Origin of the sequence: Parabacteroides sp. AF17-3 (genome assembly GCF_003635445.1) — a bacterium.
GTDB lineage: Bacteria > Bacteroidota > Bacteroidia > Bacteroidales > Tannerellaceae > Parabacteroides > Parabacteroides goldsteinii.
This window is the reverse complement of the sequence record NZ_QTMM01000007.1, coordinates 138,624-161,643: the sequence shown is the minus strand read 5'-3', so window position 1 is coordinate 161,643 and position 23,020 is coordinate 138,624. Positions and strand designations below refer to the sequence as shown.

General features: G+C 34.4%; 20 protein-coding genes. 18 read left to right on the top strand and 2 right to left on the bottom strand.

Features of this window, described 5'->3' with window-relative positions:
• Nucleotides 1-202: 202 nt before the first annotated feature.
• The 5 genes from DWW91_RS11175 to DWW91_RS11150 all read left to right on the top strand — a co-directional run bounded on the left by DWW91_RS11175 (nt 203) and on the right by DWW91_RS11150 (nt 3,456).
• Entirely contained in the window at nt 203-661 is a 459-nt protein-coding gene (locus tag DWW91_RS11175) for a hypothetical protein (protein ID WP_122327743.1), read from the top strand.
• A gap of 3 nt (nt 662-664) precedes the next feature.
• On the top strand, nt 665-1,348 hold the full coding sequence (locus tag DWW91_RS11170) for a hypothetical protein (protein ID WP_122327742.1): 684 nt from the start codon (nt 665-667) through the stop codon (nt 1,346-1,348).
• Nucleotides 1,335-2,099, top strand: a complete 765-nt coding sequence (locus tag DWW91_RS11165) for a hypothetical protein (protein ID WP_147426543.1) — start codon at nt 1,335-1,337, stop codon at nt 2,097-2,099. Before DWW91_RS11170 ends, DWW91_RS11165 begins: the two co-directional genes overlap by 14 nt.
• Before the next feature lie 190 nt (nt 2,100-2,289).
• Nucleotides 2,290-2,904 (top strand): hypothetical protein, encoded by a 615-nt coding sequence (locus DWW91_RS11155; protein WP_122327739.1) that lies wholly within the window; start codon nt 2,290-2,292, stop codon nt 2,902-2,904.
• A gap of 27 nt (nt 2,905-2,931) precedes the next feature.
• Nucleotides 2,932-3,456 (top strand): hypothetical protein, encoded by a 525-nt coding sequence (locus tag DWW91_RS11150; RefSeq protein ID WP_122327738.1) that lies wholly within the window; start codon nt 2,932-2,934, stop codon nt 3,454-3,456.
• Between the two features lie 9 nt (nt 3,457-3,465).
• Here the strand turns inward: DWW91_RS11150 and DWW91_RS11145 are convergent, their stop codons facing one another.
• Complete coding sequence (locus tag DWW91_RS11145; protein ID WP_122327737.1) at nt 3,466-3,675, bottom strand: hypothetical protein; 210 nt, start codon at nt 3,673-3,675, stop codon at nt 3,466-3,468.
• A gap of 99 nt (nt 3,676-3,774) precedes the next feature.
• Here DWW91_RS11145 and DWW91_RS11140 point away from each other — a divergent pair, with 99 nt between their 5' ends.
• The 5 genes from DWW91_RS11140 to DWW91_RS11120 all read left to right on the top strand — a co-directional run bounded on the left by DWW91_RS11140 (nt 3,775) and on the right by DWW91_RS11120 (nt 8,307).
• Complete coding sequence (locus DWW91_RS11140) at nt 3,775-5,124, top strand: ATP-dependent Clp protease proteolytic subunit (protein WP_122327736.1); 1,350 nt, start codon at nt 3,775-3,777, stop codon at nt 5,122-5,124.
• 19 nt (nt 5,125-5,143) lie between these two features.
• Entirely contained in the window at nt 5,144-6,172 is a 1,029-nt protein-coding gene (locus DWW91_RS11135) for a hypothetical protein (RefSeq protein ID WP_122327735.1), read from the top strand.
• Nucleotides 6,173-6,237: 65 nt separating this feature from the next.
• Nucleotides 6,238-6,561 carry a hypothetical protein gene (locus DWW91_RS11130; RefSeq protein WP_122327734.1) on the top strand — a complete coding sequence of 108 codons (324 nt, stop codon included), beginning with the start codon at nt 6,238-6,240 and terminating at the stop codon, nt 6,559-6,561.
• Between the two features lie 7 nt (nt 6,562-6,568).
• Nucleotides 6,569-7,852, top strand: a complete 1,284-nt coding sequence (locus tag DWW91_RS11125) for a DUF2586 family protein (protein ID WP_122327733.1) — start codon at nt 6,569-6,571, stop codon at nt 7,850-7,852.
• 11 nt (nt 7,853-7,863) lie between these two features.
• Complete coding sequence (locus DWW91_RS11120; protein WP_122327732.1) at nt 7,864-8,307, top strand: hypothetical protein; 444 nt, start codon at nt 7,864-7,866, stop codon at nt 8,305-8,307.
• A gap of 28 nt (nt 8,308-8,335) precedes the next feature.
• Here DWW91_RS11120 and DWW91_RS11115 read toward each other — a convergent pair whose 3' ends face one another.
• Nucleotides 8,336-9,406 (bottom strand): hypothetical protein, encoded by a 1,071-nt coding sequence (locus DWW91_RS11115; protein ID WP_122327731.1) that lies wholly within the window; start codon nt 9,404-9,406, stop codon nt 8,336-8,338.
• Nucleotides 9,407-9,747: 341 nt separating this feature from the next.
• On the opposite strand from DWW91_RS11115, the gene DWW91_RS11110 reads away from it, so the two are divergent.
• From DWW91_RS11110 to DWW91_RS11075, 8 genes are all read left to right on the top strand, one after another.
• Nucleotides 9,748-10,125: a hypothetical protein gene (locus DWW91_RS11110; protein ID WP_122327730.1), complete on the top strand. Its 378-nt coding sequence runs from the start codon at nt 9,748-9,750 to the stop codon at nt 10,123-10,125.
• A gap of 284 nt (nt 10,126-10,409) precedes the next feature.
• Nucleotides 10,410-13,232, top strand: coding sequence for a phage tail tape measure protein (locus DWW91_RS11105; RefSeq protein ID WP_122327729.1), 2,823 nt, complete (start codon nt 10,410-10,412; stop codon nt 13,230-13,232).
• Entirely contained in the window at nt 13,232-14,233 is a 1,002-nt protein-coding gene (locus DWW91_RS11100) for a DUF6046 domain-containing protein (protein ID WP_233584466.1), read from the top strand. The genes DWW91_RS11105 and DWW91_RS11100 overlap by 1 nt, the downstream gene beginning before the upstream one ends.
• The gene (locus DWW91_RS11095) at nt 14,224-15,492 is read left to right on the top strand and encodes a hypothetical protein (protein WP_122327728.1); all 1,269 of its coding nucleotides are present in this window, start codon (nt 14,224-14,226) and stop codon (nt 15,490-15,492) included. The genes DWW91_RS11100 and DWW91_RS11095 overlap by 10 nt, the downstream gene beginning before the upstream one ends.
• Nucleotides 15,493-15,494: 2 nt before the next feature.
• Nucleotides 15,495-16,301, top strand: coding sequence for a hypothetical protein (locus DWW91_RS11090; protein WP_122327727.1), 807 nt, complete (start codon nt 15,495-15,497; stop codon nt 16,299-16,301).
• A gap of 1 nt (nt 16,302) precedes the next feature.
• Entirely contained in the window at nt 16,303-17,955 is a 1,653-nt protein-coding gene (locus DWW91_RS11085) for a hypothetical protein (protein WP_122327726.1), read from the top strand.
• A gap of 9 nt (nt 17,956-17,964) precedes the next feature.
• The gene (locus DWW91_RS11080) at nt 17,965-21,795 is read left to right on the top strand and encodes a hypothetical protein (RefSeq protein ID WP_122327725.1); all 3,831 of its coding nucleotides are present in this window, start codon (nt 17,965-17,967) and stop codon (nt 21,793-21,795) included.
• 713 nt (nt 21,796-22,508) lie between these two features.
• The gene (locus DWW91_RS11075; protein WP_122327724.1) at nt 22,509-22,850 is read left to right on the top strand and encodes a hypothetical protein; all 342 of its coding nucleotides are present in this window, start codon (nt 22,509-22,511) and stop codon (nt 22,848-22,850) included.
• Nucleotides 22,851-23,020 lie beyond the last annotated feature (170 nt).

Below are 23,020 nucleotides of genomic sequence, written 5' to 3'. Positions count from 1 at the left end.
ATTTATGAATAAAGGAACTAAAACATATACAGAATTCTATTTTATGAGCAGTGACGGACTATTTTATAGCCCCGCAGAAGTCTCTAAAATGAACTCAACAGAGAAGGCTAAAATAAAAGGATATGCACTAGGCAAATTAAGTTATTCAGCATCTACGACCAGTCCTTAGTATAATAAATATAATTCAGGATCAGGTAGAGTAATGTCTTTATATACAGTTGCAGGAGCTTGGGGATGGAAAGGAACAGATGTATCTAACTTATATAATTTTTCAGGAAATGCTTTATCTAGTATGTCTGATTATGATGGAAAGACAAATACAAGCTACATATCATCTCAGGGTATAGCTCAACTATGTAAAAATTATAATCCTGGATATAAAAATGGAGATTGGTATTTACCGGCTGGAGGTGAATTAACTTTATTTTGGCAAAATAGAAGTCGTATTGAGTCTGACTTTAAATTAGCTAATGTTTCTAATAATATAGCATTTAGGTCTTATGTGGATAATTATATTGACTATTGGACATCAACGGAGAGTGGTACTAATAACGCATATTATCTAAATACCTATTACAATGATTTTAACCCTGGTGATAAAAACTACAATACAGATATCGTATTCAAGTTTTATGCAATACCTTTTTTATTAATAAGTTAAGATATGATATACACATACATAAATAAAGATGCAGAAACGATTTATGTGGAGCTTGATGCTCCCCTAGATCAAGATAATAATCAGATAGGCTCAACATGGGAGGATTATATTGATGGTGCCTGGTTGTTGTTAAATGATGAGCAAGTAGCATTTCACGATGCGAATCCGGAAGCTTCGGTCGAAGAAATATTTAACATGCAGCTGGCTCCTGTTCCGGAAGAACCTGATCCTACACCGGTTCCCGAACCCGATCCGTTGTTTTCGGCCAGACAAGCAAAACTGGAAGAGATCAGAATACAGGATAAATTCTCTGAGAAGTTTTTTGTCTCTGTTACATCAGGGGGTGTAGAAGTTGCTAATTACGAAATGCCTTGGATAGAAAGAGGTCTTCGCAGTTCTTTACTTAACACTACATTACCATCACTTTTATCCGACGGCATAACAATTAAAAAGTTTTGGACTAACACGGTGCCTTCTGAGTGTATAGACGCCCCTATTTCTTGGGTTGAAGAAAATCTTCCGTTGCTGGAAATTTATGCAACCAGGACCTGGGATCTTATGAAGGCCAATGAGGCTGCTGCTTATGCTGCTACAACCATCGAAGAGATAGCTCAAATCGACGTAAAAGCAGACTATCCTTTATTCTTGACGTTTGAACTAAACTTAGATAAATATGAGCAGGCGTAGGTTTATGGGGAAGACAGGATTTGATTCGGAAACAGTAGCATTTATTAACGCTACTGGAATTACTAGTTCTATACAAAAGGATGCTATCAGTAATCTTGTTAAGTCTTTAAAATCAAATGGATTGTGGACTAAAATGGAAGCACTATATCCTTTCTGTGGTGGAAATGACAACGCACATAAGTATAATCTAAAAAATGTTAACAGTCATATTATAAGTTGGGGAAATGGAGCAACACATAATTATAATGGAGTAATACCAAATTACAGCATTAATAATTTGAATTTGAATACGTCATCTATTCCTAATGTATCTAACAATGTTCATATTGCCATGTACGTTTCTAATAATGTAAGTGACGTATCATTTGACGTTGCCAGTCATATGTTTCAACCTTACAATCGTCTTTTAGTATCAATAGGATATACAGGTATGACTTATTTTGATCTTGGAGATGCGTATGATCAGAGAGTGTCTGCTAGTATATCTAAAACAGGATTAATTGTAGCGAATCAATACTCTTCGATAGCTAGTATATATCGTAATGGCACAAGGATGTCCTATAAACCACTATCAGTCACTCTTCCTCAGTACTACGACATGTATTTTAATGCGACTCCCGAAGGAGATGCAAGGTATAATTCTCGTAATTTTAGGTATATATCAATCGGACAAGGCTTGACGGATGGTGAACAGTCCATATTATATAACATAGTACAGGAATTTCAAACATCATTAAATAGAGCAGTATAAATATGGAAATAACAATTCAAAGACAAACAACTAACCAGGACTTGATGATCCTGTTAATCGCGGCAACAATTTTGATTGCTGGGTATTGGTGCGCAACAGCACCTCACTATCTCCCAATTTCAAAAATTGAGGAGGGGACAATTGTGGTAAGAGACGATAGTGTAACAACCATTATAATACCAGATAAATTATGAATATAAGAAGATTTATGTCTCAAAAGCTAGTAACTCATTTTCTCAGAACATCCCAACATGGTACTATTCAGGTTTATGTAAATGATAAATGTGTTGGCACTGTATCCAGTGGAAAATTAGAATGGAAAGCACCCAAATATAAGGGAATAGTTAAAATAGAACTTAAAGGTGTGGAAGAATATGTTAGTAAAATACAATCTAGTGCAGCAGTAGCTCTTGTAACTTGGACAGTAGATAATACTTTAGAGGCTTATTTAAAACCATATGAACAATTTGAAAAATATGATGCATCTATTGGAAGTAGCATGTTAAATGTAACTTGTTATAGCAGTTTTCCTGTAACAATAAAAGAAGTTTGGACCCCAGTAACGAATTATAGTGTAAATCAATCTATTATTAATGTACAAATACTACCTAGTGTTACCTCTACTTATATTATTGATCCAAGAAGCGGAGGAGGGATAATAGATACTTTAAAAAATATGACATATACTTACAATGGTGAAATATATCAATATCAAACAGGATGTAGTTTTGGTAGAGGATTTGGAAATATAAGGCTTACTACTAATGCCGGGCGTGAATATTACATAAATATCACTGATAATTAACCTGTGACTACGATAAATATAAATTTTATGATACCAATAATCTTATCTATAATCACAATCATTTCATACACATTAGCAGTATGTTTAAAAAACAGAGAAATCCCCTACTCTATTAGTGCTACATTTTACACCTTACAACACAAGTTTTGGTTTGCTGTATGCATGATAGCAACATCAATTTTTCTATTCTTCCCAGCATTAGATATTACCACTGAGAATACACAATTTTTAGTATTTTTATCTTGCATCGGACTTTTTGGAGTTGGACTAGCTCCTGATTTTAAAGACAAATGGATAAATAAAATTCACTGTACTTCAGCAACAATCACTATATTGTGTTCACAAATTTGGGTTTTATTATCATCTACATGGTGGATACTTATTCCTATATGGTTCATTTATATAACATATACTATAGTAGGTATCACAAAAAGTAAAAACCAGAAAGTCATTGACAGGTTTATCTCAACAAAACCAATGTTTTGGTGTGAGATAGCGGCTTTGGTCTGTACATACGCGACAGTCATATTACAAAAATGGGGCATTTATTAGCCCCATTCTTTATTTTATCCTTTTTTCAAGGATCTTACTTATTGTCAATTGAATTTTCAATAGTTTCATATCATCCAGACTTTCCCAATCTATTTTATCTATAGATATGTCATTACTTTTCTCATCTTCATAAGATTGTTCTAAAACTGATTGAACCAATTCTTCAATCTGAACTTTAATTTTATCAACCTTACCTTGATAATTTACTTTTCTTCCCACAGTACAATTATTTTATGAATATAACTACAAAGATATATTTTAATCTAATATATAATAGTCTTCCTATTCATTAATAACAAAATCTTAACATATAATTTTATGGATATAACCAAATTCAAATATGTAGTAAACGAAGCCAAAACCGATGAAGTATGTGATATTCGATTTTTTGACTCTGTAAATGAATATACAGCTAATACTTTTAATTCTGAATTTTTGTGGGTAGAAAGCTATATAAAACCGAGCAAAATCAGAATTCTAATCAACAGTGAAGGAGGTTCAGTTTTATATGGAATGAGTATTTTCTCTGTCATTAGAAATTCCTCTATCCCTACAGAATGCATAAACGAAGGACTTTGCGCCAGCATGGGATCAATAATCTGGGCCGCTGGAGATAAATCTTTAATGAGAGATTATTCTATTCTCATGGTTCATAATCCTTTTAACAACCCTTCAGGAGAAGAAGATAAATGTAAGACAGACAATAATTGCAAAACAAAAGCAGAAACTAATGAGCCAGACTATGTAAAAGCGTTTCGTCAGCAGATTGAAATGATATACATGAAGCGTTGGGGATTTAGTAAAACTAAGGTAAAAGAAATCATGTCAGGAAAGGATGGGTGCGATGGTACCTTTTTCACAGCAGATGAAGCCGTTAAAGCTAATATCATTCCGGTCGATAATATTATTAAAACGGACAAACAAAAAGTAGCCAAAGTAAAAAATGCAATTGAAGGCATTACTGAAGATCAAAAACTTATGGATACAATTACTTCAGTCTGCAACTCTTTATCACTAGAAGATGCTGAAAACAAAGAAAATAAACATTCTATCAATACTAATCCTAATCTTAATAAAAATAACCAACCTAACGAGGTTAAAAATACAACCAAAACAAGTATGGACGAAAAAGACAAAACAATTGATTTTTCTTTTGGTGCAGTAGTCGCTTCTCTCGGTTTCAAAGAACAAGCAGATGTACCACAGGTTATGACTCGTATCACAGAATTGATGGGAGTTGAAAATAAACTGAATGAGGCAAATAAAATCATCGATACTTTGAAAATCGAAAATGTAGGAGAAACCACAAAGAACCAGAATTTAACACAGGAACTAACAACGGTAAAAGCACAATTAAAATCCTACCAAGACGCAGAAAAAGAAGCAATCAACCAAAAGATCGCAGTTATGGTTCAGAATGCCATTGAAGCAGGTAAAATTGAAGATTCTGCTAAATCAACTTGGATTGACATGGCTACAAAAAACTTTGATTTAGCCAAGTCTACTTTGGATTCAATTCCTGCTCGTGATAAGATTTCTACAGAAATTGAACATGACGAACACAACGTTGAAAGAGTCAAAGACAGCGTAAAAACAGTTGAAGCTAAAATTGCCGAACAAGTATCAAACGTTGTTGGAAAAGACTTTAAATTTAGCACTCTCGATTAATAATTAAAACCTTAACTATATTATGGCAAGTGTAACTTTTGCACAAAATTCTTACGCAGGTGAAGTCCTAGAAGACCTGCTAACATATACCGCACAAGGTAATGACACCTATAAAGAAGGTCTTATTCATATTAAATCCGGTATCCAAAATAAATATACCTTACCTTCTATCTCGCTAGGAGATATTATCCAGGATAATAAGCCAACACCGGTTAGTCCTTCAGATTCCAAAGGAGAATATACATTCCGTGAACGTTATTTGGAACCGAAAGATTTTATGATTTACCTTGAATTTAACCCTCGCGATTTTGAGAAATATTGGGCGTTTGCGCAGCCAGATGGAAATTTAGTTTTTCGTGAACTCGATCCGAAAGTACAGGCAACTATGCTTCGTTTATTGATGGATAAGAAGAACGCTTACATTGGTGACGCAATTTGGCAATCAATAAAGGGTGGAACTGCTGGCGTTACCGGTACGCTAACTAAACCAACTACAGGTGTTGATCTTGGTGCTGGATCATATAAATATTATGATGGTGCTATTTATCGAATCCTAACCAATTTGAAAGAAAACATTGCAGGAGAAACAGCAGTGTTGGCAGGAAATACAGAATTGACTACTGGTGAACAGGTTGAATCTGCAATGTATACAATGTGGCAGAAGACTCCATATCAGATTCGTAAAAGTAATTTGGTATATATCATGAGTTGGGAATTGTGGGATTTGTATGATCAGTATGTAACTTCAAAACAGTTTAAATATACCGACAATACCCAGGTTAACAAATACATGTTTAAAGGAAAGAGAATTGTACCTATCGTAGGAGTTCCTGAATGTACTATTGTTTTGGGTAATTTCACTACTGGTATGGATTCAAACTTGTGGATGGGTGTTGACTATGCTAATGATACCGAAGTCTTAAAAATTGACCGTTTACAAGCTAACTCAGAACTCTACTTTTTCCAAATGAGAATGAAAATGGATGTCAACATTGTTCGTCCGGCAGAAATTGTAGTATGGACCGCATACAAATTGGCTAACGCATAATCATTATTAACCAAAACCATAAAGGGGTGAGGCCAAACCTCACTCCTTTTTTTATAACCTAAATTATGGCACGAAAGAAAGAAGCTGAAGAATTAAAACCGGAAACTCAGACTGAATTAGAAAATGTAAATCCGGATACCAATAAATCAGAAGATATTATTACAGAAGGGACTACAAATAGTGAAGATACCTCAGAACCAACTACAACATCTCCTACTCCACCAGAAATAAAAGACAAAGTAGATATACCTGAATATGTAGATGTTAAACTTAAAATGTATCCTTCCTATGCTGAATTATTTGTAGACAATAAAGGTGGAGTTTATACTTCAAAAGACTACAAATCTCCAGAATCAATTTTATATAAAAATCCTTACCACAAACAATAAACAAACTATGGCAATTTCAAAAGTCACCTTCACAAGACAAGACGGAAATTTAACAGCTACAGCAATTGGAACAGACCATATTTCCGGCCTTTTGTTTGACATTCCTAAAGATACCCAAATGCCTTCAGGAGTTAAACTGAACGATGTAATTCAGATTTTTTCTGTTACAGAAGCAGTTTCCCTCGGTATTACTGAATATGATGAAGAGAAACAAAATTTCTTCTATGGCATCCCCTATTTCCATATTTCTGAATACTTTAGAATGAAACCTGATGGTTCATTGTATGTGATGTTTACAGATTGTTCTAAAAACTGGAATGCAATCAAAACTATTCAATCAGTGGCACAAGGAAATATTAAGCAATTAGGAGTATGGACACCACAAAACATTTGGTCTATTGGAGCAAGTTCAGAAGATCCATACACGTTAAATCTTGTAGCTGACATCAATAATATCGCTGAAGAACTAGCTAATGATCATCAACCTCTTTCTATTATACTGACAGCAAACTCTACTACTGCAGATTCTACAGGAGCGACTAAAACTATCAATTTAACAAAGATTCCAACTTGCAAAGGAGATTACCCCAGAGTTACAGTATTGCTTGGTCAAGGTAAACATGATACTTTAAGAAAAATGCAGATAGCCAATCTGAATCACTCCAGCATTGGGTGTGTTGGCACTGCATTAGGATGTGTTGCTGAAGCTAAAGTATGTGAATCTATTGCCTGGGTTAGTCAATTCAATTTGAATAATAAATTTATGGCAAATATTGAACTTGGTTTCGGGGACATTAGTTTGAATGATGCTGGAGATGATTTTGTTAGTATGTTACAATTTGAATCTTTGGCTGCTGCTCAGGTTGATGAAATTGACAACAAAGGATATGTATTCCTAATCAAGTATCCGGGAAAATCTAATGGAACTTATTTTAATAAAGATACAACTTGTACAACTGGAGACTATCGAACTATTGCTAGAAATAGAACGATAGATAAATCAAGACGAGCAATCAGAAATGCACTACTCCCCTACTTAAATTCTCCTCTAACAGTTAATCCTAAGACTGGTTATCCTGCTGAAATTGAGATCAAAAAATATCAAAATGTAGTAAAAGGTGTTTTAGAAACAATGCAGGGGAACAGCGAAATCTCAGGATATTCAGTTCTTGTTGCGACTAATCAAAATATCCTTTTAACTGATGAATTGAAAATTACTTATGCAATCGTTCCTATTGGTGTTAATAGCAACATCATTGTAGAAGAAGGATTTGCCTTAACTAACGCTTAAATTAATACATAATGGCAGATAGCACAACATTAATCAATGGCCGCGCTTATGACTGGTCAATGATAGAAATAAATTTCGGTTTTGCCTCTTCTTCAGAAGCAATATATGGGATCAAGGCAGTAAAATGGGAACGGAAAAGAAAGGTTGAGAGTAACTACGGAATCGGTTCTCAGCCTATTTCTCGTGGATATGGAAACTGGACCTATACAGCATCAGTTGAACTGGACTACGCGACTCAGGTTATGTTCCAGGAAGCATCTCCGGACGGTACACTGATGGGACTTGGTGAATTTGATTTGATTGTTCACTTCGCCCATCCAGATGACGGACGTACAGTAACCACCACATTGAAGAAATGTATTTTCTCAGAAGATGGAATGGACGCAAAACAGGATGACACAGACCTTACTAAAGAGTTTGATTTGAATCCTGGAGGTATTGATCCAGTATCTTAAAGTAAAGGAGGATGAGCTATAAGACAGTTCATTCCTCCTTTATTTTTGCCTGCCTAAAAACGTGTTTAATATGATTACCCTCAATCTCTATTAGAATATTACTGTTTTGATTTATTGTTGATATATAATCATATTTTTGTTTATACTTAGCATTAACATCCGTAAACCTAGCATTACAGCGATCTATACACCTCTGTATCATCCCTTTAAATACCCAAGCATTATTTTTTGATAATTTCAGATAGATTAAAATGTCATTTGCTATTCTACAAAAACTTTTATCATAGTAATCTTTGATATTTATATTTAATTCATTAATTAATGCAGGTATATTTTGGATATGATTGATATCATTACTAAACTCATACATTTTGATCTTTATTGAAATAGCTATTTTATAAAACATTTCAGCATTTAATGCCATATCACATAGATAAAAAAAGTCACTATTCTCTAATTTGCTAACTTTCTGCCTAGCTTCTAAATATTCAAAAAACCAAGTATGAGATAATCTTAGTTTTTTGAATACATCAGCAATACTTTTTCTATATTGCTCAACCAGGTACCCTATTTTATCTATTTGATAATCAATGGAAATATAATCATTATAAGCATAATACTCTTGACTATACAAACGTTGAACAATATTAAATGAATTTACTAATTGTGCTTCATCTTTTATCTCTGAATAGCGAATAATCTTATCTAGTTTTTCTTGAATAATCTCTAATTCTTTTTTAATAGTTTGCTGATAATATTGCCCAGTAATCAGAGAAGTTGCTTGAAAACAAGATAAAACTAATGCATCTTTTCCTGTAACTTCAAACAGTTTTGCTTTTTTACATATTTTACCATTATCATCTATTATATCCCCATAATATCCTCCGCCTTTAGCTTTCATTAAAAATGAAGGATCAACAGAACATTCAAAATAAGTTGTTCCATTTCTTCTGGAGTTAACAATCATATCTTTTGTAGTATCAATTAAGTTTGAAAATATATTTTCAAGCCTTTCTAGATTTTTTTCATCTAACAAAACCTCATCTGTGTACTTCTGTTTTATTAACTCATCATTACTTCCTATTAAATAATTCTTCATACCAAGGATTCTTATTTATTCATTTCATCAACTTTTCTCTGTTTGTTATTTTGACGTTTCTGGCTTTTAGTTACCATGACTGAAGCAATAGTACCACTTGCAATTACAGTAGTAATAGTCTTCCAATTTTTTGCAACAAACGAAAATGTCTTATTAACAATATTATAAATCATAATACAAATACTTATTTTTGCAAATATAAACATTAATATTACAAATAGAGACTTTACAATAAAAGAAAATTACCATTTAACAACCAAAATATATATTGACTGATAACTAAAAAACAATAGATGAACAAAATCACTATTCTTTCATAAAACAAAAATCATTATTAAAAAATGGAAGAAAGCAAAGAATTAACCTCAATACAAGAGGAGGAAATCAAGAAGAAACTTGAATCTCTCAGAAAAGAAGATCCTAAAAAGAACAAGCGTATCAGACCTATTGTAATTTTTGGTGATGAGTTTGATGATAAGGATACATATGTTGGTTACTTCAGAGAACCTGATTTTGCTGCATTTAGCAAATTTGTACAGCTACAGAAAAAGGATGATGTTGCAGCTTTGAGAGCATTGGCTCGCGATACTTTTGTGGATGGCGATAAGGAAATGATTGATGATGATTCTATTTTCTTGTATGGTCTATCAGCAGAAATGGGTAAAATCCTGGAGGCTCGTCAAACCAAAGTCGTAAATTTCTACAAAGCTGGAAAGTAGATAAAGATGATGCATTAAGGCAATACACAGCTTTAGTGCGTCACTACTTCCCCAGCATAGATTTCACAACCTTAACAGATGAAGAATTTGCAATAGTAGCCAACGATGCTCTATGGCTTCACGAACAGACAATGGTCATGTCTTCAGTTAGGCTTTTTTCTTAACTACTTTATATACACATCTTCACAACCCTCATCGGTATTTTTCCGGTGGGGGTTTCTTGTTTTAATCAAGCCCTACTCCTTAACTCTATTCTTATTAAAAACCGATTTAATCAAGACCATATGGATTATAATGTAAGGTATAACATAGACATAAACAGCAGCACCGCAACAAAAAGACTTGGTGACTTTCAAGATACAGCACAAAGAACCATTCCTTCAATTATTACAAATCTAGCAAAGTTAAGAAAAGAGGTAGGTAAGGTAAACTCGGCATTTGTAGCTATGAACCGATTTATTGGAGCCAAACCCAAAACAGTCAAATTCACTCTTGATAGCAATATCAATAAACAACTCAAAAATCTTCAGGCTGAAATAAATTCTATAAAAGGCAAAACTATTAAAGTTAATGCTACAATAAACGAAACTTCAACAGAAAGAACAGGAGGCAAGGTTCCTGTTGTTACTCCCCGTAATAATACTTTATCTCAAAAGGGGCGTAATAGAGCAGCAAGAGGGTTTGGTTCCGGTTCACGAGGCCTATTTGGAGCAGCTGACGTAATGTATGCCGCAGGTTTCCCATTCCCTAACATGATTGGGGCGGCAGCAATTGGTATGGGAACAATGAGTATTGTCAAGTCTGCTGCAGAATATGAGAATATCATGACGACTGTTCAAAGTATTCTAAAGGTTACAGACGACGATGTTGCAACATTTGATCAACGATTTGAAGCAATGTCAAAAAATATTAGACAGGTCGGAATAGATACCAAGTTTACAACAACTGAAGTTGCAGGAGCAGCTAAATATTTAGGAATGGCTGGCCTAAATATAGAGGACATCAACAATTCTATTAAATCTATTGCTAATTTGGCTATTATTGGAGACGCACCATTAGATAGGATGGCTGATATTGTTACAAATATTCAGACTGCTTATGGTTTAAAGAGTTCCAAGATGCCACAAATAGCAGATATTCTTACCAGCGTTACAACCAGTACCAACACTAATGTATTGGAAATGGGTGAAGCTATGAAGTTTGCGGCTCCTATGATGAGTATGGCAAAAGTATCATTTAATGAAGCAGCAGCTGCAATTGGGGCGTTAGCTAATGCCGGATTAAAGGGAACAGTAGCCGGTACTGCATTAAGAGCCATGATGACGAGATTACTTAATCCTACAAAGAAAGGGTTGGCTGTCTTAGAAAAATACAATATAAAACTATATGAGACTGATAAACTTACTGGTAAAATAAAATTGCGCTCTCTCACTGACATTTTCACTCAGTTAAAAGCAAAAGATGCTAGTGTTCAAGACTTAACAAGAATATTTGACAAAATTGGAGGTAACGCTGCAAACAATATTTTTGCAGAACTTATGAAAATACCTTCTTTAGTGCAAAATTCAGTATACTCCGGAGGCATAGCAGAAGATATTGCATCTAAAAAGCAAGATACAATTCAAGGTAAATGGTATAAAGTAACTTCCCAGTTCACAGAAACAGGGATGAATATTTTTGAAGCATATAATCCAATTATAAAAAAGGGACTTGATGATATTGTTGTATTATTACAGCAACCAGGTACTATTCAATTTTTCAGAGACCTTGCTGCTGGCCTAATGACATTGACCAAGGCTTTAATCGGAGTATCCCAGTGGGTATCTGAAAACTGGAGTTGGCTTGAACCACTTATCGTTGGCGGTTTCTTATCAAAAAAAGTATACAGTATTAGTTCGGCTTTTTTAGATTTTGGTAGCACTTTGACCGGAGCATTGAGAGGAACTAAGGCATTGACAACAGCAGTTGGAGTAGCAAGTGGATCGGGGGCAGCAGTCGGAGGAGGCTTATTGGCTGCTATAAGTGGAATACCTGCTGTTATAGCGGCAGCAGTAGCTGCTTTAGCAACTTTTGGGATCGAAGTATACTCTGCAAAATCTAAAACTGCAAATGTATCTTCATCAATAAAAAACCAGATTGACGAGTTACTGCCAGGATTTAAGTATGAATATGAAGGACATTCCAATAAAAAGAAACAGAACTATTTTGAATCATTAGGATACGATCTTGGCTTTTTCAATGGCTTTGGTAATAATTATTACAAACAATACCATGACAAGGTCAAAGAACAAGGTGAATTATCAGCAGCACAAGACTTTAATAAGTTCAAGCAGGATATCGTTAGCATATCTAATATCGATAATAATACAGCTATAGAAATAATAAAAGCAAAACGTAGCCAAATTAAATCGATGTTGATTAATGACAGTCGATACAGTATATTTGCTCATACTGGAGAGAAAATATTTAGCTACGATAAGCACAAAAATTTTACAGGACTTAACCCGGATGATATTAATGAAAACAATATCAAAGAGATTTCTTCTTTTGCAGATGGTTATAATCAAAGTTTAGAAAGATACTCTTCGCTTACAAATAAAATATTAGACGTATCCGAAAAAGTATATAAAAGCATACCACTTACTTCTCAGGATTCATATGACTTAATCAAATTGGAGACTGGAAAAGACTTTAAGTCTTTTAATATACTCAACGAAGATGCTCAATCTGCTTATGTTCAGAATATTTATTCTCAACTAAGAAATAAAAAGTATAGCCCAGTCCTACTAGATGCATTATTTAAATCATTGCCTGATCATATCAAAAACCTAGTTCCTCCAACAGAATTATTTGGTCCAGATAAAGCTCGCATAGAAGGAGATAGTAGTGTCGATACTTCAGTTAGTGGACGCCAAGGTAACGGATCACTTTCTGGAGTTGGGAAAGGTTCTAACAATCAAACTAAGCACCTCATTATAAATATCCAGTCTTTAATTGGATCTATTAATATCAACTCTACAAATGGAGAAGATATGGAAGAATTGAGAGACAAAGTAACCCAAGTAATTATGGATGCAGTAAAAGACTTTGAAATATCATATAGCTAATGAATATTAATAAATTAAGATTAAATACATATCTTGATAAAGAAAGTAACAAAAAATTTGTTGCTCAAGTAAATCAAGCTTCTTCAAACATTTTACCTTTTCTAAAAAGGGAATTATATAAAGGAAAAGACCCATCTTCTCTCCTAACCTATATTCCCAGGATTAATATAATCGATTTAGCACGTAATCCAGAGGCATATATTAAAAAAAAGGCCAGGATAGTAGAACGAATTGTAAAATGGAGAACTAAACAGGCAGCTATGAGGCTGGCTGATGAGTTAATTAACGGTAAGCCAAGCAATAGTATAAAGATTGAAGGAGATTTAAAATCCATTAATGAGGCCCGTATTAAACTCGTCGATGCAAACACACCAGTTTTAGAATCTGGAATGCAAACTTTTGCTGGTGAAGAAATACGACATTATCTTCGCCTGGAAGCAGACGGATTGAAATTTGTAGATGCTCATGCAGTATTAAAAATCAACGAAAGTAAAAACATCTTGTTAACAAAAGTGCAAGGTCGTGATCTTACTCGTAAAGAATATATTTCCGGAGGAGATTATATGATTTCTATTACTGGTAAAATAGTGAGCCCTTATCAAGATGTATATCCAACAGAAGAGATGTCAAACCTGCTTAAAATACTGAAACATAAAGGTGTAATAAAATGCAGATCTCCATTTCTTGATATATTTGAGATAAGTACTATGATAGTTCTTAGCTATGATTTTCCACAGGTAATAGGTTCTTCCAACGTACAAAATTATACGATTAGTGCTGTCTTTGAAAAATCTATAGAAGCAATAAAATATGATGATGCTCAAAGAAAGAAAATTCTTGAAGCCAGAGCCGAACTAGAGGCATTAATCGCAAAGCAAGAAGGTATAGTTGAAGCTAATGTAGAAACTATCAAAAAATACCAACCTGCAGGTACATCATTGAAAGATTATCTCAATAAACTTAATCCAAAACAATTCTTACAACAACAATCATGGATATAGTACATGGTCTAAGTATCCTCAACTGTTTCATTACTTTTGGGGATACAGATCCAAACAACAAATTAAATATCATTAATCCTACCTACATAAATGAAGTAGTCAATATAGAGATAAAAGACTCCTACAAAACTATTATCAATGTTGCTAATGTTCAATTTACACGACAAATTACAACCAAGACTTCACAGAAAAATGAATTTGGAGAGCGAGAAGTAAGATTAGTAGGTGAAAACGGGGCATTTAAACGTGGACAAAGAATTAAAATACAGCTTTGGTATAGTGAAATAGAGGGAGATGAAACCAATAAAAAAACAATGTTTGACGGTTTCATTACCGGTATAGTAGCGGATAATCCATTTACACTTAAATGTGAAGATATGGGATATATATTAAAACAAACCGCTCTTTCTGCCATAAAAACGGATTCTAAAGGTACTAAGCTTAATGATTTCTGTGAAAATATTTTATTAAAAGGGACCGGTATTGAACTACATCCAGCAACAAAAGAAATGAATATGGAAGTTGGACAAATTGTATATCCACAGAGTTGTACTGCTGCTGATATTTTGAATCGATTCAAAAAATGGGGAATCATGGCTTATATGAGAAACTATAATGGCGTGCCTCATTTGGCTCTTGGAAGAACTATGTTCTCCGTTAACTCCTCCGAGTCTTTACTCAAAGATATGCCAGCGACACCATATGAAATTTACTTTGATGAACATGTTGCAGATGATAATCTCAAAATAAGTAAGTTGGATGCTAATCTACTTGCCCTTGAAGCTATAGCTCTGTATCCAGATAATTCTATGTATAAGGCAACCATCAGGCGTGATCCTAAAGACAATTCTAAATTTCAAGTAATAAATGAGACCAAGATCAGTAAAAACCAGTTAAAGAACACTTTATTAAGCGAGCATGATAAAAATACTAACCTCACAAATTTGGTGGGGACTCAAAATAATAAGATTGATCTTTCTGCTTATAACGTTCGAACTTATCATGAGTACAACGTCAATAGAGATACTCTTGTCAAAAATGCACAGGCTGCATTCTCCGAGATTTCACAGACAGGGATCGAAGGAGACTTGGTTATCTTCGGAGATTATGGACTCTCCTCCGGATGTAAAGTTAGATTAACTGACAATCTAAATCCTGAAAGAAATGGAACGTATGTTATAAGTGAAGTTGTTACAACCTTTGGAACACATGGATACAGACAAAGACTTAAAATACCATATAAACTAAGTGACAAATAATCATGGCCGACCAAAACAAACTATCAGAAGCATTACGCAAATTAGTCCAAGCTCCAGAAAATAACCTCCAAATAGTTCATGGGTTTGTTGCAAAATATAACCAACCACAAAATGAAGGTTCATTAGGAACCATTGACGTTATTTCAATGGATGGGACAATTAATCTATCAGATATCCCTCTTAACTCCGTTCCGGGATTAAATAAAGGACAAATGTTTGTGCCAACTATTAAGTCTGATGTAACCTTGTTATGGGCTGTTGGAACTGGGGACGCATCTATCCTATCGTTTTCCCACTTAGATAGAATTAGCACTATAGCTAATAAAAAAACTATTATTGGTGTAACTAGTGAAGTTAGCAATCCTGAAGTAGACTATAATGAATTAAAAAACGACGGGAACAAAACAGAAACCATATATGAATCCACGAAGATAATCTCTCAGGCTTCAAATAAGAGCGATTCTGCCACTCAAACTATAGAACCAAGCAAGATTACTACTAACACAGGAAAAAGCAAGGTAGAGCAAGATAAAGATCAAATTAAGCATTCTGTAGGAAATACTAGTGAAAGCATAACCGAAGATTCAATCATTTTAAATGGGAAACACATAGTTCTTGGTGAAGGAGCAACAGAGCCAGCTGTACTAGGCAACCAACTAGTATCCCTTATGATGGAGTTTATGACTGAGTGTTCAAAGATAACTACACCAACAATGTTAGGAACAATGCCAATCATAAACATGGCTAATTTCCTATCATTTCTAACTAAATGTAATTCAGTCTTATCTCAAACTGTAACAGTAAAATAATATGAAGCAAACAAAAAATACAGAAGGGTTGATAGAGATGCCTGATCTTTCGACCTCTATTGTATGCAAAAATTTATATGAGAGTTTTTATGCCAGTATTAAAACAAGCCAGGATGGGAAAACTAACATTAGTCTTGACACACGAATCAAAAATTCCGCCTATAATTTAGCCAAGCCTATTGCTGAAAATTTCGAATCTGCCGACCCTACTGAACCACAATTAGCGACTTTCGTTAAAAAAGCTGGCGATAATATGTCTGGTAGACTCAGTACTTTATTTGGATTCCAAGCTGGGGAAGATGGAAAAATATTTCTTCAAACATTTAAGAAAACCAACGATGGACAAACTGTTGAGAGCTATATATCTATTGAAGAGAAACTAAAAATAGACAGCAATAATCTATTAATAGACAACAAATTATTATTCAATCACTACATTGATTCTTCAATTCAAAAAGAGATAATGAAGATTGATGCTGGAGACATTGTAGATTTTCTTCAGTCAAATTTACAGACATCGGGAGATGTATTATTTGGACCTGATATTTCTAATGGTTTTTATGTATCCCCTACCACCAATTTATTTTCATATAAAGGAGGAGATATTTATTATTCCGGAAACTCTAACAAGGCTGATGTAAATTGGACTATGCTAAACGCTATTGTGAAGGGAGAATTATCAGTTACGGGGAATAGTAATTTATTGGGTCCACTCTTCTCTTTGTATGGAGTACAACTAGGTGCAAATGGAAATGCTATAGCTTCAATAACACAAGATGAACTTCTATTGAACGGAAATATAAATATAGGAAAACAGTTCAGCATCAAGTTAAATGGTCAAAAAGTTATATCATGTCCTTCAGACTTCCATATCCAATTATCTTCTATAGGTGGCTCACTAATACTAGGAGGAGAATCTACTAGTGATATACGCCTTTGGTCTACTTTAACTACAGAAGCAGGAGATCATAACTTAATCGACAAATTTGGACGAGCATCATTTATGAACTCATTCCAGGCAGGGTTCGGATATGGTGATATTTTGATGAGTACAAATACCAAAGCTGTAATAATCCACGAGAAGTTAAGATTCAGAGACAACATTGGTCCATATATTAATTCTGATATATGTGGAATAGCATTAACAGCTGATTTTCTCAGATCTGATTCGAACCGGGTAACACATAAGACCGGTATCAATTATGGCAAGACTACATCTGTTTATGCAGACTTATCTAGAAACAGTGAAAGCGTATTTATTGATACAAGTGCCGATTTCTTTACTTTCAACAAACCACTGGAAGGGAAAGACTTTGTTGGCATTCAAGAATCAACAACCAGGTTAGCAAACAATACTCTATTCTTTAGCGATAACAATTATCTACTAAATATCTCTGACGGAATTAAGCATTTTGGCAACGCATATTTTATCGGCAATCTTTCATCCGAGCGTTTCTCGACAGGTTTCGCAGGCGAAGGATGGGGTATTAGAAAAAAAATAGATACCGGTAATATAGAGATCACTGCAGATGAGGCTGTATTTCGAAAAAAAATCAGAGCATATGAATTTGAAATACAAAAGATAAGTTCCATCAATGGATCGCTTTGGGTCAGTAGTTCATGTTCCGGAGATAAAGTAGAGCAAATAAAATAAAACCTAATTATGTCATTAACCAATTACCCTAAATTTAAAATCTCCATCAATCCTGATTCCAAAAAAACTCAAGGTTTACAACCTGGTGATATAGTAAGAAGACAATATTCAGATGGAATAAGTACAATATATACTCTAATGGTTGTATTGGCTGTAGGCCTTGATGAAGTACCTAATGATAAAGGTGTTATAGTGAAATCCCATTACTTCATCGGAGCCTTACTAGAAGGCGATATTCCTAATAGCCAACAGGTATTGGATTTTGTTAGAACTACCAATTTATTTAACGCAGATAGGTCTGGAGCAATCTATATGACTGCCAGTGATTCAGATGCTCCATTTCTAAAAGTTTTAGATAAACTTGGAACAGAAAAATCACTGTGTTTGCCATATTTGTCAGGAAGTAGTGTAAATCAACCGTCTAAAAATATTTATGCATGTATAGGAGAAAGTTTTCTAACAACATCATATAGTAAATACTCTAATGGTTCTTACCGGGCATACAAGGTTATCAAAAAAACAACCACAAATAATGCAGTTCAGATAAAAGTTACTTTCCTAGATTCACTTCAAATACAGGATAAGGTTTTAATCTCATACAAAATCAGAACAAATAAAAATATCACCTTACCTTTTTCTTTTGGATATACAGACAACAGTTCATACGACGCTTCAGGGTCTGTATCTTCAAAAGGTGATTGGGAATACAAATTACATATTGTCCAAATTGATGCACCATCTCGGAACACAAGGAGTTTTCTTATTGATTTAGCTTCATTATCTCAAAACGACTGGGTTGAAATTGCTGAACTAAATATCATAAAGTTATCAGATGTTGCTAATTTCTCTGATGCTGGCAAAGCTATTATTGGGAACCTTAATTCAACAGTTGATCCAATATTCGGATCACTCAAGGGCTATGGAATCCACACTCAAAATTTTTATGCGACTCAGAACGTAGGTATTGCAGGAACTTTAACAGCAGGTGATAGCAATGGATTTTCAAGTACCTTCTATGCTGGCCGCATCTACAAAAACATGATAAAGAATAGCCTTAATTGTGATTTTAATAACACCGCAGATAAAGTCGATATAAAAATCCCAGCTAAAATTGGATCTGCATACAAATTTAAGACTAATACAACGCTTCACCGTCTGACATGTAGGGAATCCGGATGGTCCATTAATAACAAGGGTGATATTATAACTTTTTCAATATGGATATATAGTTCAAATATAACTACTTTAAATCTTTATCAAAACACAAACCTAATTGACTCATGGAATATATATCAAGGTTGGAGACGTTATTATACATCTTTTCCTGTAACTGAATCCGGAGATCCATTCTATATCAACTTTGAAACGAATGAACCTCTGATTGTGTGTTCTCCACAATTAGAGAAAGGAGATATTGTATCTCAATACCAACCAACAGACGGAACATTAAAAGAAGACAGTGAAGGGTACGGTGCCTGGTTTTGCGAAGGCGGTATAGGTGGTACAATACAAAACCCATTACTTAAACTTGGACCTGATGGCTCTATTCGTTCTCGTAATGATAATTTTTATATTCTGCCAGATGGATCAGCCTATTTTAAAGGACAAGTTGAAATTGGAGACAAATCAACTATTAATGGAACGACTCTAATTAAAGATGGTACCATCAACACAGATGTTTTAAATGTACGAGCAATATTTGCGAAAAACATAGAAACCGAAACTATCGTAGGTGGTAATCTTACTTTTCAAAAAGGAAAAATTGGAGGATGGTTAATAGAAGCAAATAGGCTTACCTCTGAAACAACTCCCGGTCGTGATCATATAGAACTATCAACCATTGGAGGTATTCAAGCAATAGTAGCAAGCAAAACAATATGGCAACTCTCTCCTACCGGTTCTGGTATTCTTGCATCAGGTAAGATTAGATGGGATAAAAATGGAAACACTACTATTGCAGGGTGGAACATTTCTGATACTCAGCTTTACTCTACTCCTACTAGCAATAATGAAAAAATTGAACTGAACTCGAATGGTTCAATACAATCATTAACGGGTTCAACTGTAAACTGGTTATTTTCCAAAGACGGATCAGGTAAACTTGCAAGAGGTAATGTTACATGGGACAAAGCAGGCAATTTAAGCCTCATAGGAAGCATTACTGCTGCCGGTGGCACAATTGGTGGCTGGACCATAAACTCTACCAGTATAAAGAAGAATAACATCTATTTAGGTTCAGATGGTAGCATCTATCATACCAGCAATTATTGGAAACTCAATAACGATGGCTCTGGCCAACTAGCTGGCGGTGCTATTAAATGGGGTACTGATGGTGTTTGGAATGTAGACAAAATCACAGCTAAATCTGGTTCTATTGCAGCCTGGAATATTGATGGAGACTCTATATACTCAGGAACCAAGCAAGCAAATAATGATTTTACAAGTACAGGGATTACATTATCCAGTGCCGGTGCATTAAGAGCCAAACAATTTAGAATTGATACAAATGGAAATGCATTCTTTAAAGGAACCCTTAGTGCCGCTACAGGTACTTTTAGTGGAAATCTATCAGCTGCTGGCGGTACATTCTCTGGTAATTTAAGTGCAGCAGGTGGTACATTCAAAGGTTCTCTTTCTGCTGCTGGCGGAACATTTACCGGCACTCTAAGTGGTGTTAACGGTGATTTTTCTGGAAGAATAACTTCTTCTTCAGGATCTATTGGAGGTTGGGTTATAGATAGTAATTCGATATATACTGGTACTAAATGGAATGGAAGTGCTAACTGGACAAATGGTATTACTATTCACAACAATGCTATCGTAACATATACTTGTATTTTTAAAAAAGATGGCTCAGGTCAGTTGGCCGATGGAAAGATTAAATGGGATGCTAGCGGAAATCTCACTATCGATGGATCGGTAAAAGTGAATGCTACAATAACGGCTGAACAGGTTAATGCTCTTACTCTCACGACAACCAAAGGGACTATCGGTGGGTGGAATATCACTTCAAATGCGATATACAAGAATTCTGTATATTGGGGTTCAGATGGAAGTTTATATAATGGAAATTATTGGAAATTAAACAATGATGGTTCTGGTCGTTTAGCCAATGGTAACATTACGTGGACTGCCACTGGAGATTTAAATATTACTGGCACAATAAATGCAAAAGGTGGTACATTCACTGGTGAACTTAAAGGAGTTGTTGGCTCATTCAAAAAGTTAACTTGTTATGATACAGATCCTAGCAAACCAGCAGGTATGATATCTTTTGACGGTAGTAATAATTTATGGTTTTCCGGCAATATGTATCACCAAGGAGGTTATAGATTTTATTCAGGAGATATATGGTGCAGGGGCGGATTTGGAGCAAGACGCATGAATACCCTTCAAACTGGATATTCTGTAAATAATGGTTTTTATTGTGTAGATGGACCTAATCAAGCGGGTGAGCCGGGAGATACATCTAAATATGTAAAAGTAGTATTTCCATATAAAACATCAAATAATAATTTAGTTTATTATGATGTTCCTTTAGATGCTAGCACTAGCACTTCGATACCCGGATTCACGGCTAATGTATTTATAATACAACATGGTAATGCCGGAACTGTTAGATACAATTTAATTGGAAGTAACGGACAGGTCGTTATTGTTGTAAATACACATAACAATTATTCTCGATATATCGCTTCTAATGGTCAATGGGTTGAAGTACACGGAGGGGAATGTGCCATTTTTATTAAGGTACATTATGGTTATTTGATTCCTAATATATCTAGTACTTTAGTTGGAGCCGGATGGATGTGTGTAGCAAAATATGATAATGGCTGGTAATTAATCATTGTATAATATTTGTTTGGTACATTTTTTAAACCTTTTTCTGTTCATTTCCTTATTCTTCTATAAATACTTCAAGAGAAGTAGAATGGAAGACTTGCGGTAAACAATCCGATTTGAGGTCTGGAATTAAGTAATGAGACATCCAGATAACATTGAGTTCTGTACGGCAACTGAATCTGCGAATACCAGATAGGTTGCCTATATCTCTCAATCTTCGCCATAAAAAAGGAAGGTAACAAAAGAAATTGGCTTTATATAACCATTTACACATAATTGGCAAAAATCTCGCTCTAACTGCCCTGTTAACGAGAACCCAGGAAGGAATAACGCTTTTAGCACCGACTAACGTTATGATGTAAGTGAACGAACAAAGAAGCTATATCAATTATAACTAACAGAACATCTTGTTGAAGTTTTATATTTTCTGGGCCTTCCTTACCCATTTATAGATAATATAGAAAATAGAGATTAGTAATTAGGAAGAAAACATTAATTGATATTGTGGGGGGACGGAAGTGTTATATGAGGTTGAGGAAAGAATGTTTTATCTTATGGCTTATTGCCCTATATAATGAAAGTATTATTATAAGGTGTAATAAAGGTGGAGTAAGGTTGAATAAGACATTCCTTCCTGGGGTATAAAGGGCATATTATGCCTTTTCAACAACAATAAATATTTAACAACCTAAAAATCAACATTTTAAAATATGAAATTATATATTAAGGACCGAATTTATCTTTTAAACATTCTTCCTCAAAAAGCAATAAGCTACAAGACCTTCAGTATCAAAAAGGAGTTAATCAATAAAATCTCTATTTCTGAAGAAGATAAAGAAAAATACAAAATTGAAACCGGTGATGATGAAAACAAAACTGTAAAATGGGATTATAAATACGATCAAGAGAACCCACTAGAATTAACCTTAACCGAAGATTTAGCCAATTACCTTAAAACCGCTTGTGAAAGCGTATCTGAGAATGAGTATACCGATGACATATGGAATTTAATTGAACGAATATTTGATGAGTGCGCAATTATCTTAATTTAAAAGGACCGGTTACAAATGAACTATAACCGGTCCTTAGTTAATCTATCTCATATAAAAAACGTAATCTGGATATAAGATATGAATCTGCACCCACCACCAACCCTCTTTCACCTCCATAAAGATAACTTACAACTGTTATCTACTATCTACGAGGTAAAGAACGATAATGC

What these genes read in the sequence shown, in the direction of transcription:
- DWW91_RS11175 (WP_122327743.1), top strand. Translation starts at nt 203, where the DNA reads ATGTCTTTATATACAGTTGCAGGAGCTTGGGGATGGAAAGGAACAGAT.
- DWW91_RS11170 (WP_122327742.1), top strand. Translation starts at nt 665, where the DNA reads ATGATATACACATACATAAATAAAGATGCAGAAACGATTTATGTGGAG.
- DWW91_RS11165 (WP_147426543.1), top strand. Translation starts at nt 1,335, where the DNA reads ATGAGCAGGCGTAGGTTTATGGGGAAGACAGGATTTGATTCGGAAACA.
- DWW91_RS11155 (WP_122327739.1), top strand. Translation starts at nt 2,290, where the DNA reads ATGAATATAAGAAGATTTATGTCTCAAAAGCTAGTAACTCATTTTCTC.
- DWW91_RS11150 (WP_122327738.1), top strand. Translation starts at nt 2,932, where the DNA reads ATGATACCAATAATCTTATCTATAATCACAATCATTTCATACACATTA.
- DWW91_RS11140 (WP_122327736.1), top strand. Translation starts at nt 3,775, where the DNA reads ATGGATATAACCAAATTCAAATATGTAGTAAACGAAGCCAAAACCGAT.
- DWW91_RS11130 (WP_122327734.1), top strand. Translation starts at nt 6,238, where the DNA reads ATGGCACGAAAGAAAGAAGCTGAAGAATTAAAACCGGAAACTCAGACT.
- DWW91_RS11125 (WP_122327733.1), top strand. Translation starts at nt 6,569, where the DNA reads ATGGCAATTTCAAAAGTCACCTTCACAAGACAAGACGGAAATTTAACA.
- DWW91_RS11120 (WP_122327732.1), top strand. Translation starts at nt 7,864, where the DNA reads ATGGCAGATAGCACAACATTAATCAATGGCCGCGCTTATGACTGGTCA.
- DWW91_RS11115 (WP_122327731.1), bottom strand. Translation starts at nt 9,406, where the DNA reads ATGAAGAATTATTTAATAGGAAGTAATGATGAGTTAATAAAACAGAAG.
- DWW91_RS11110 (WP_122327730.1), top strand. Translation starts at nt 9,748, where the DNA reads ATGGAAGAAAGCAAAGAATTAACCTCAATACAAGAGGAGGAAATCAAG.
- DWW91_RS11105 (WP_122327729.1), top strand. Translation starts at nt 10,410, where the DNA reads ATGGATTATAATGTAAGGTATAACATAGACATAAACAGCAGCACCGCA.
- DWW91_RS11100 (WP_233584466.1), top strand. Translation starts at nt 13,232, where the DNA reads ATGAATATTAATAAATTAAGATTAAATACATATCTTGATAAAGAAAGT.
- DWW91_RS11095 (WP_122327728.1), top strand. Translation starts at nt 14,224, where the DNA reads ATGGATATAGTACATGGTCTAAGTATCCTCAACTGTTTCATTACTTTT.
- DWW91_RS11090 (WP_122327727.1), top strand. Translation starts at nt 15,495, where the DNA reads ATGGCCGACCAAAACAAACTATCAGAAGCATTACGCAAATTAGTCCAA.
- DWW91_RS11085 (WP_122327726.1), top strand. Translation starts at nt 16,303, where the DNA reads ATGAAGCAAACAAAAAATACAGAAGGGTTGATAGAGATGCCTGATCTT.
- DWW91_RS11080 (WP_122327725.1), top strand. Translation starts at nt 17,965, where the DNA reads ATGTCATTAACCAATTACCCTAAATTTAAAATCTCCATCAATCCTGAT.
- DWW91_RS11075 (WP_122327724.1), top strand. Translation starts at nt 22,509, where the DNA reads ATGAAATTATATATTAAGGACCGAATTTATCTTTTAAACATTCTTCCT.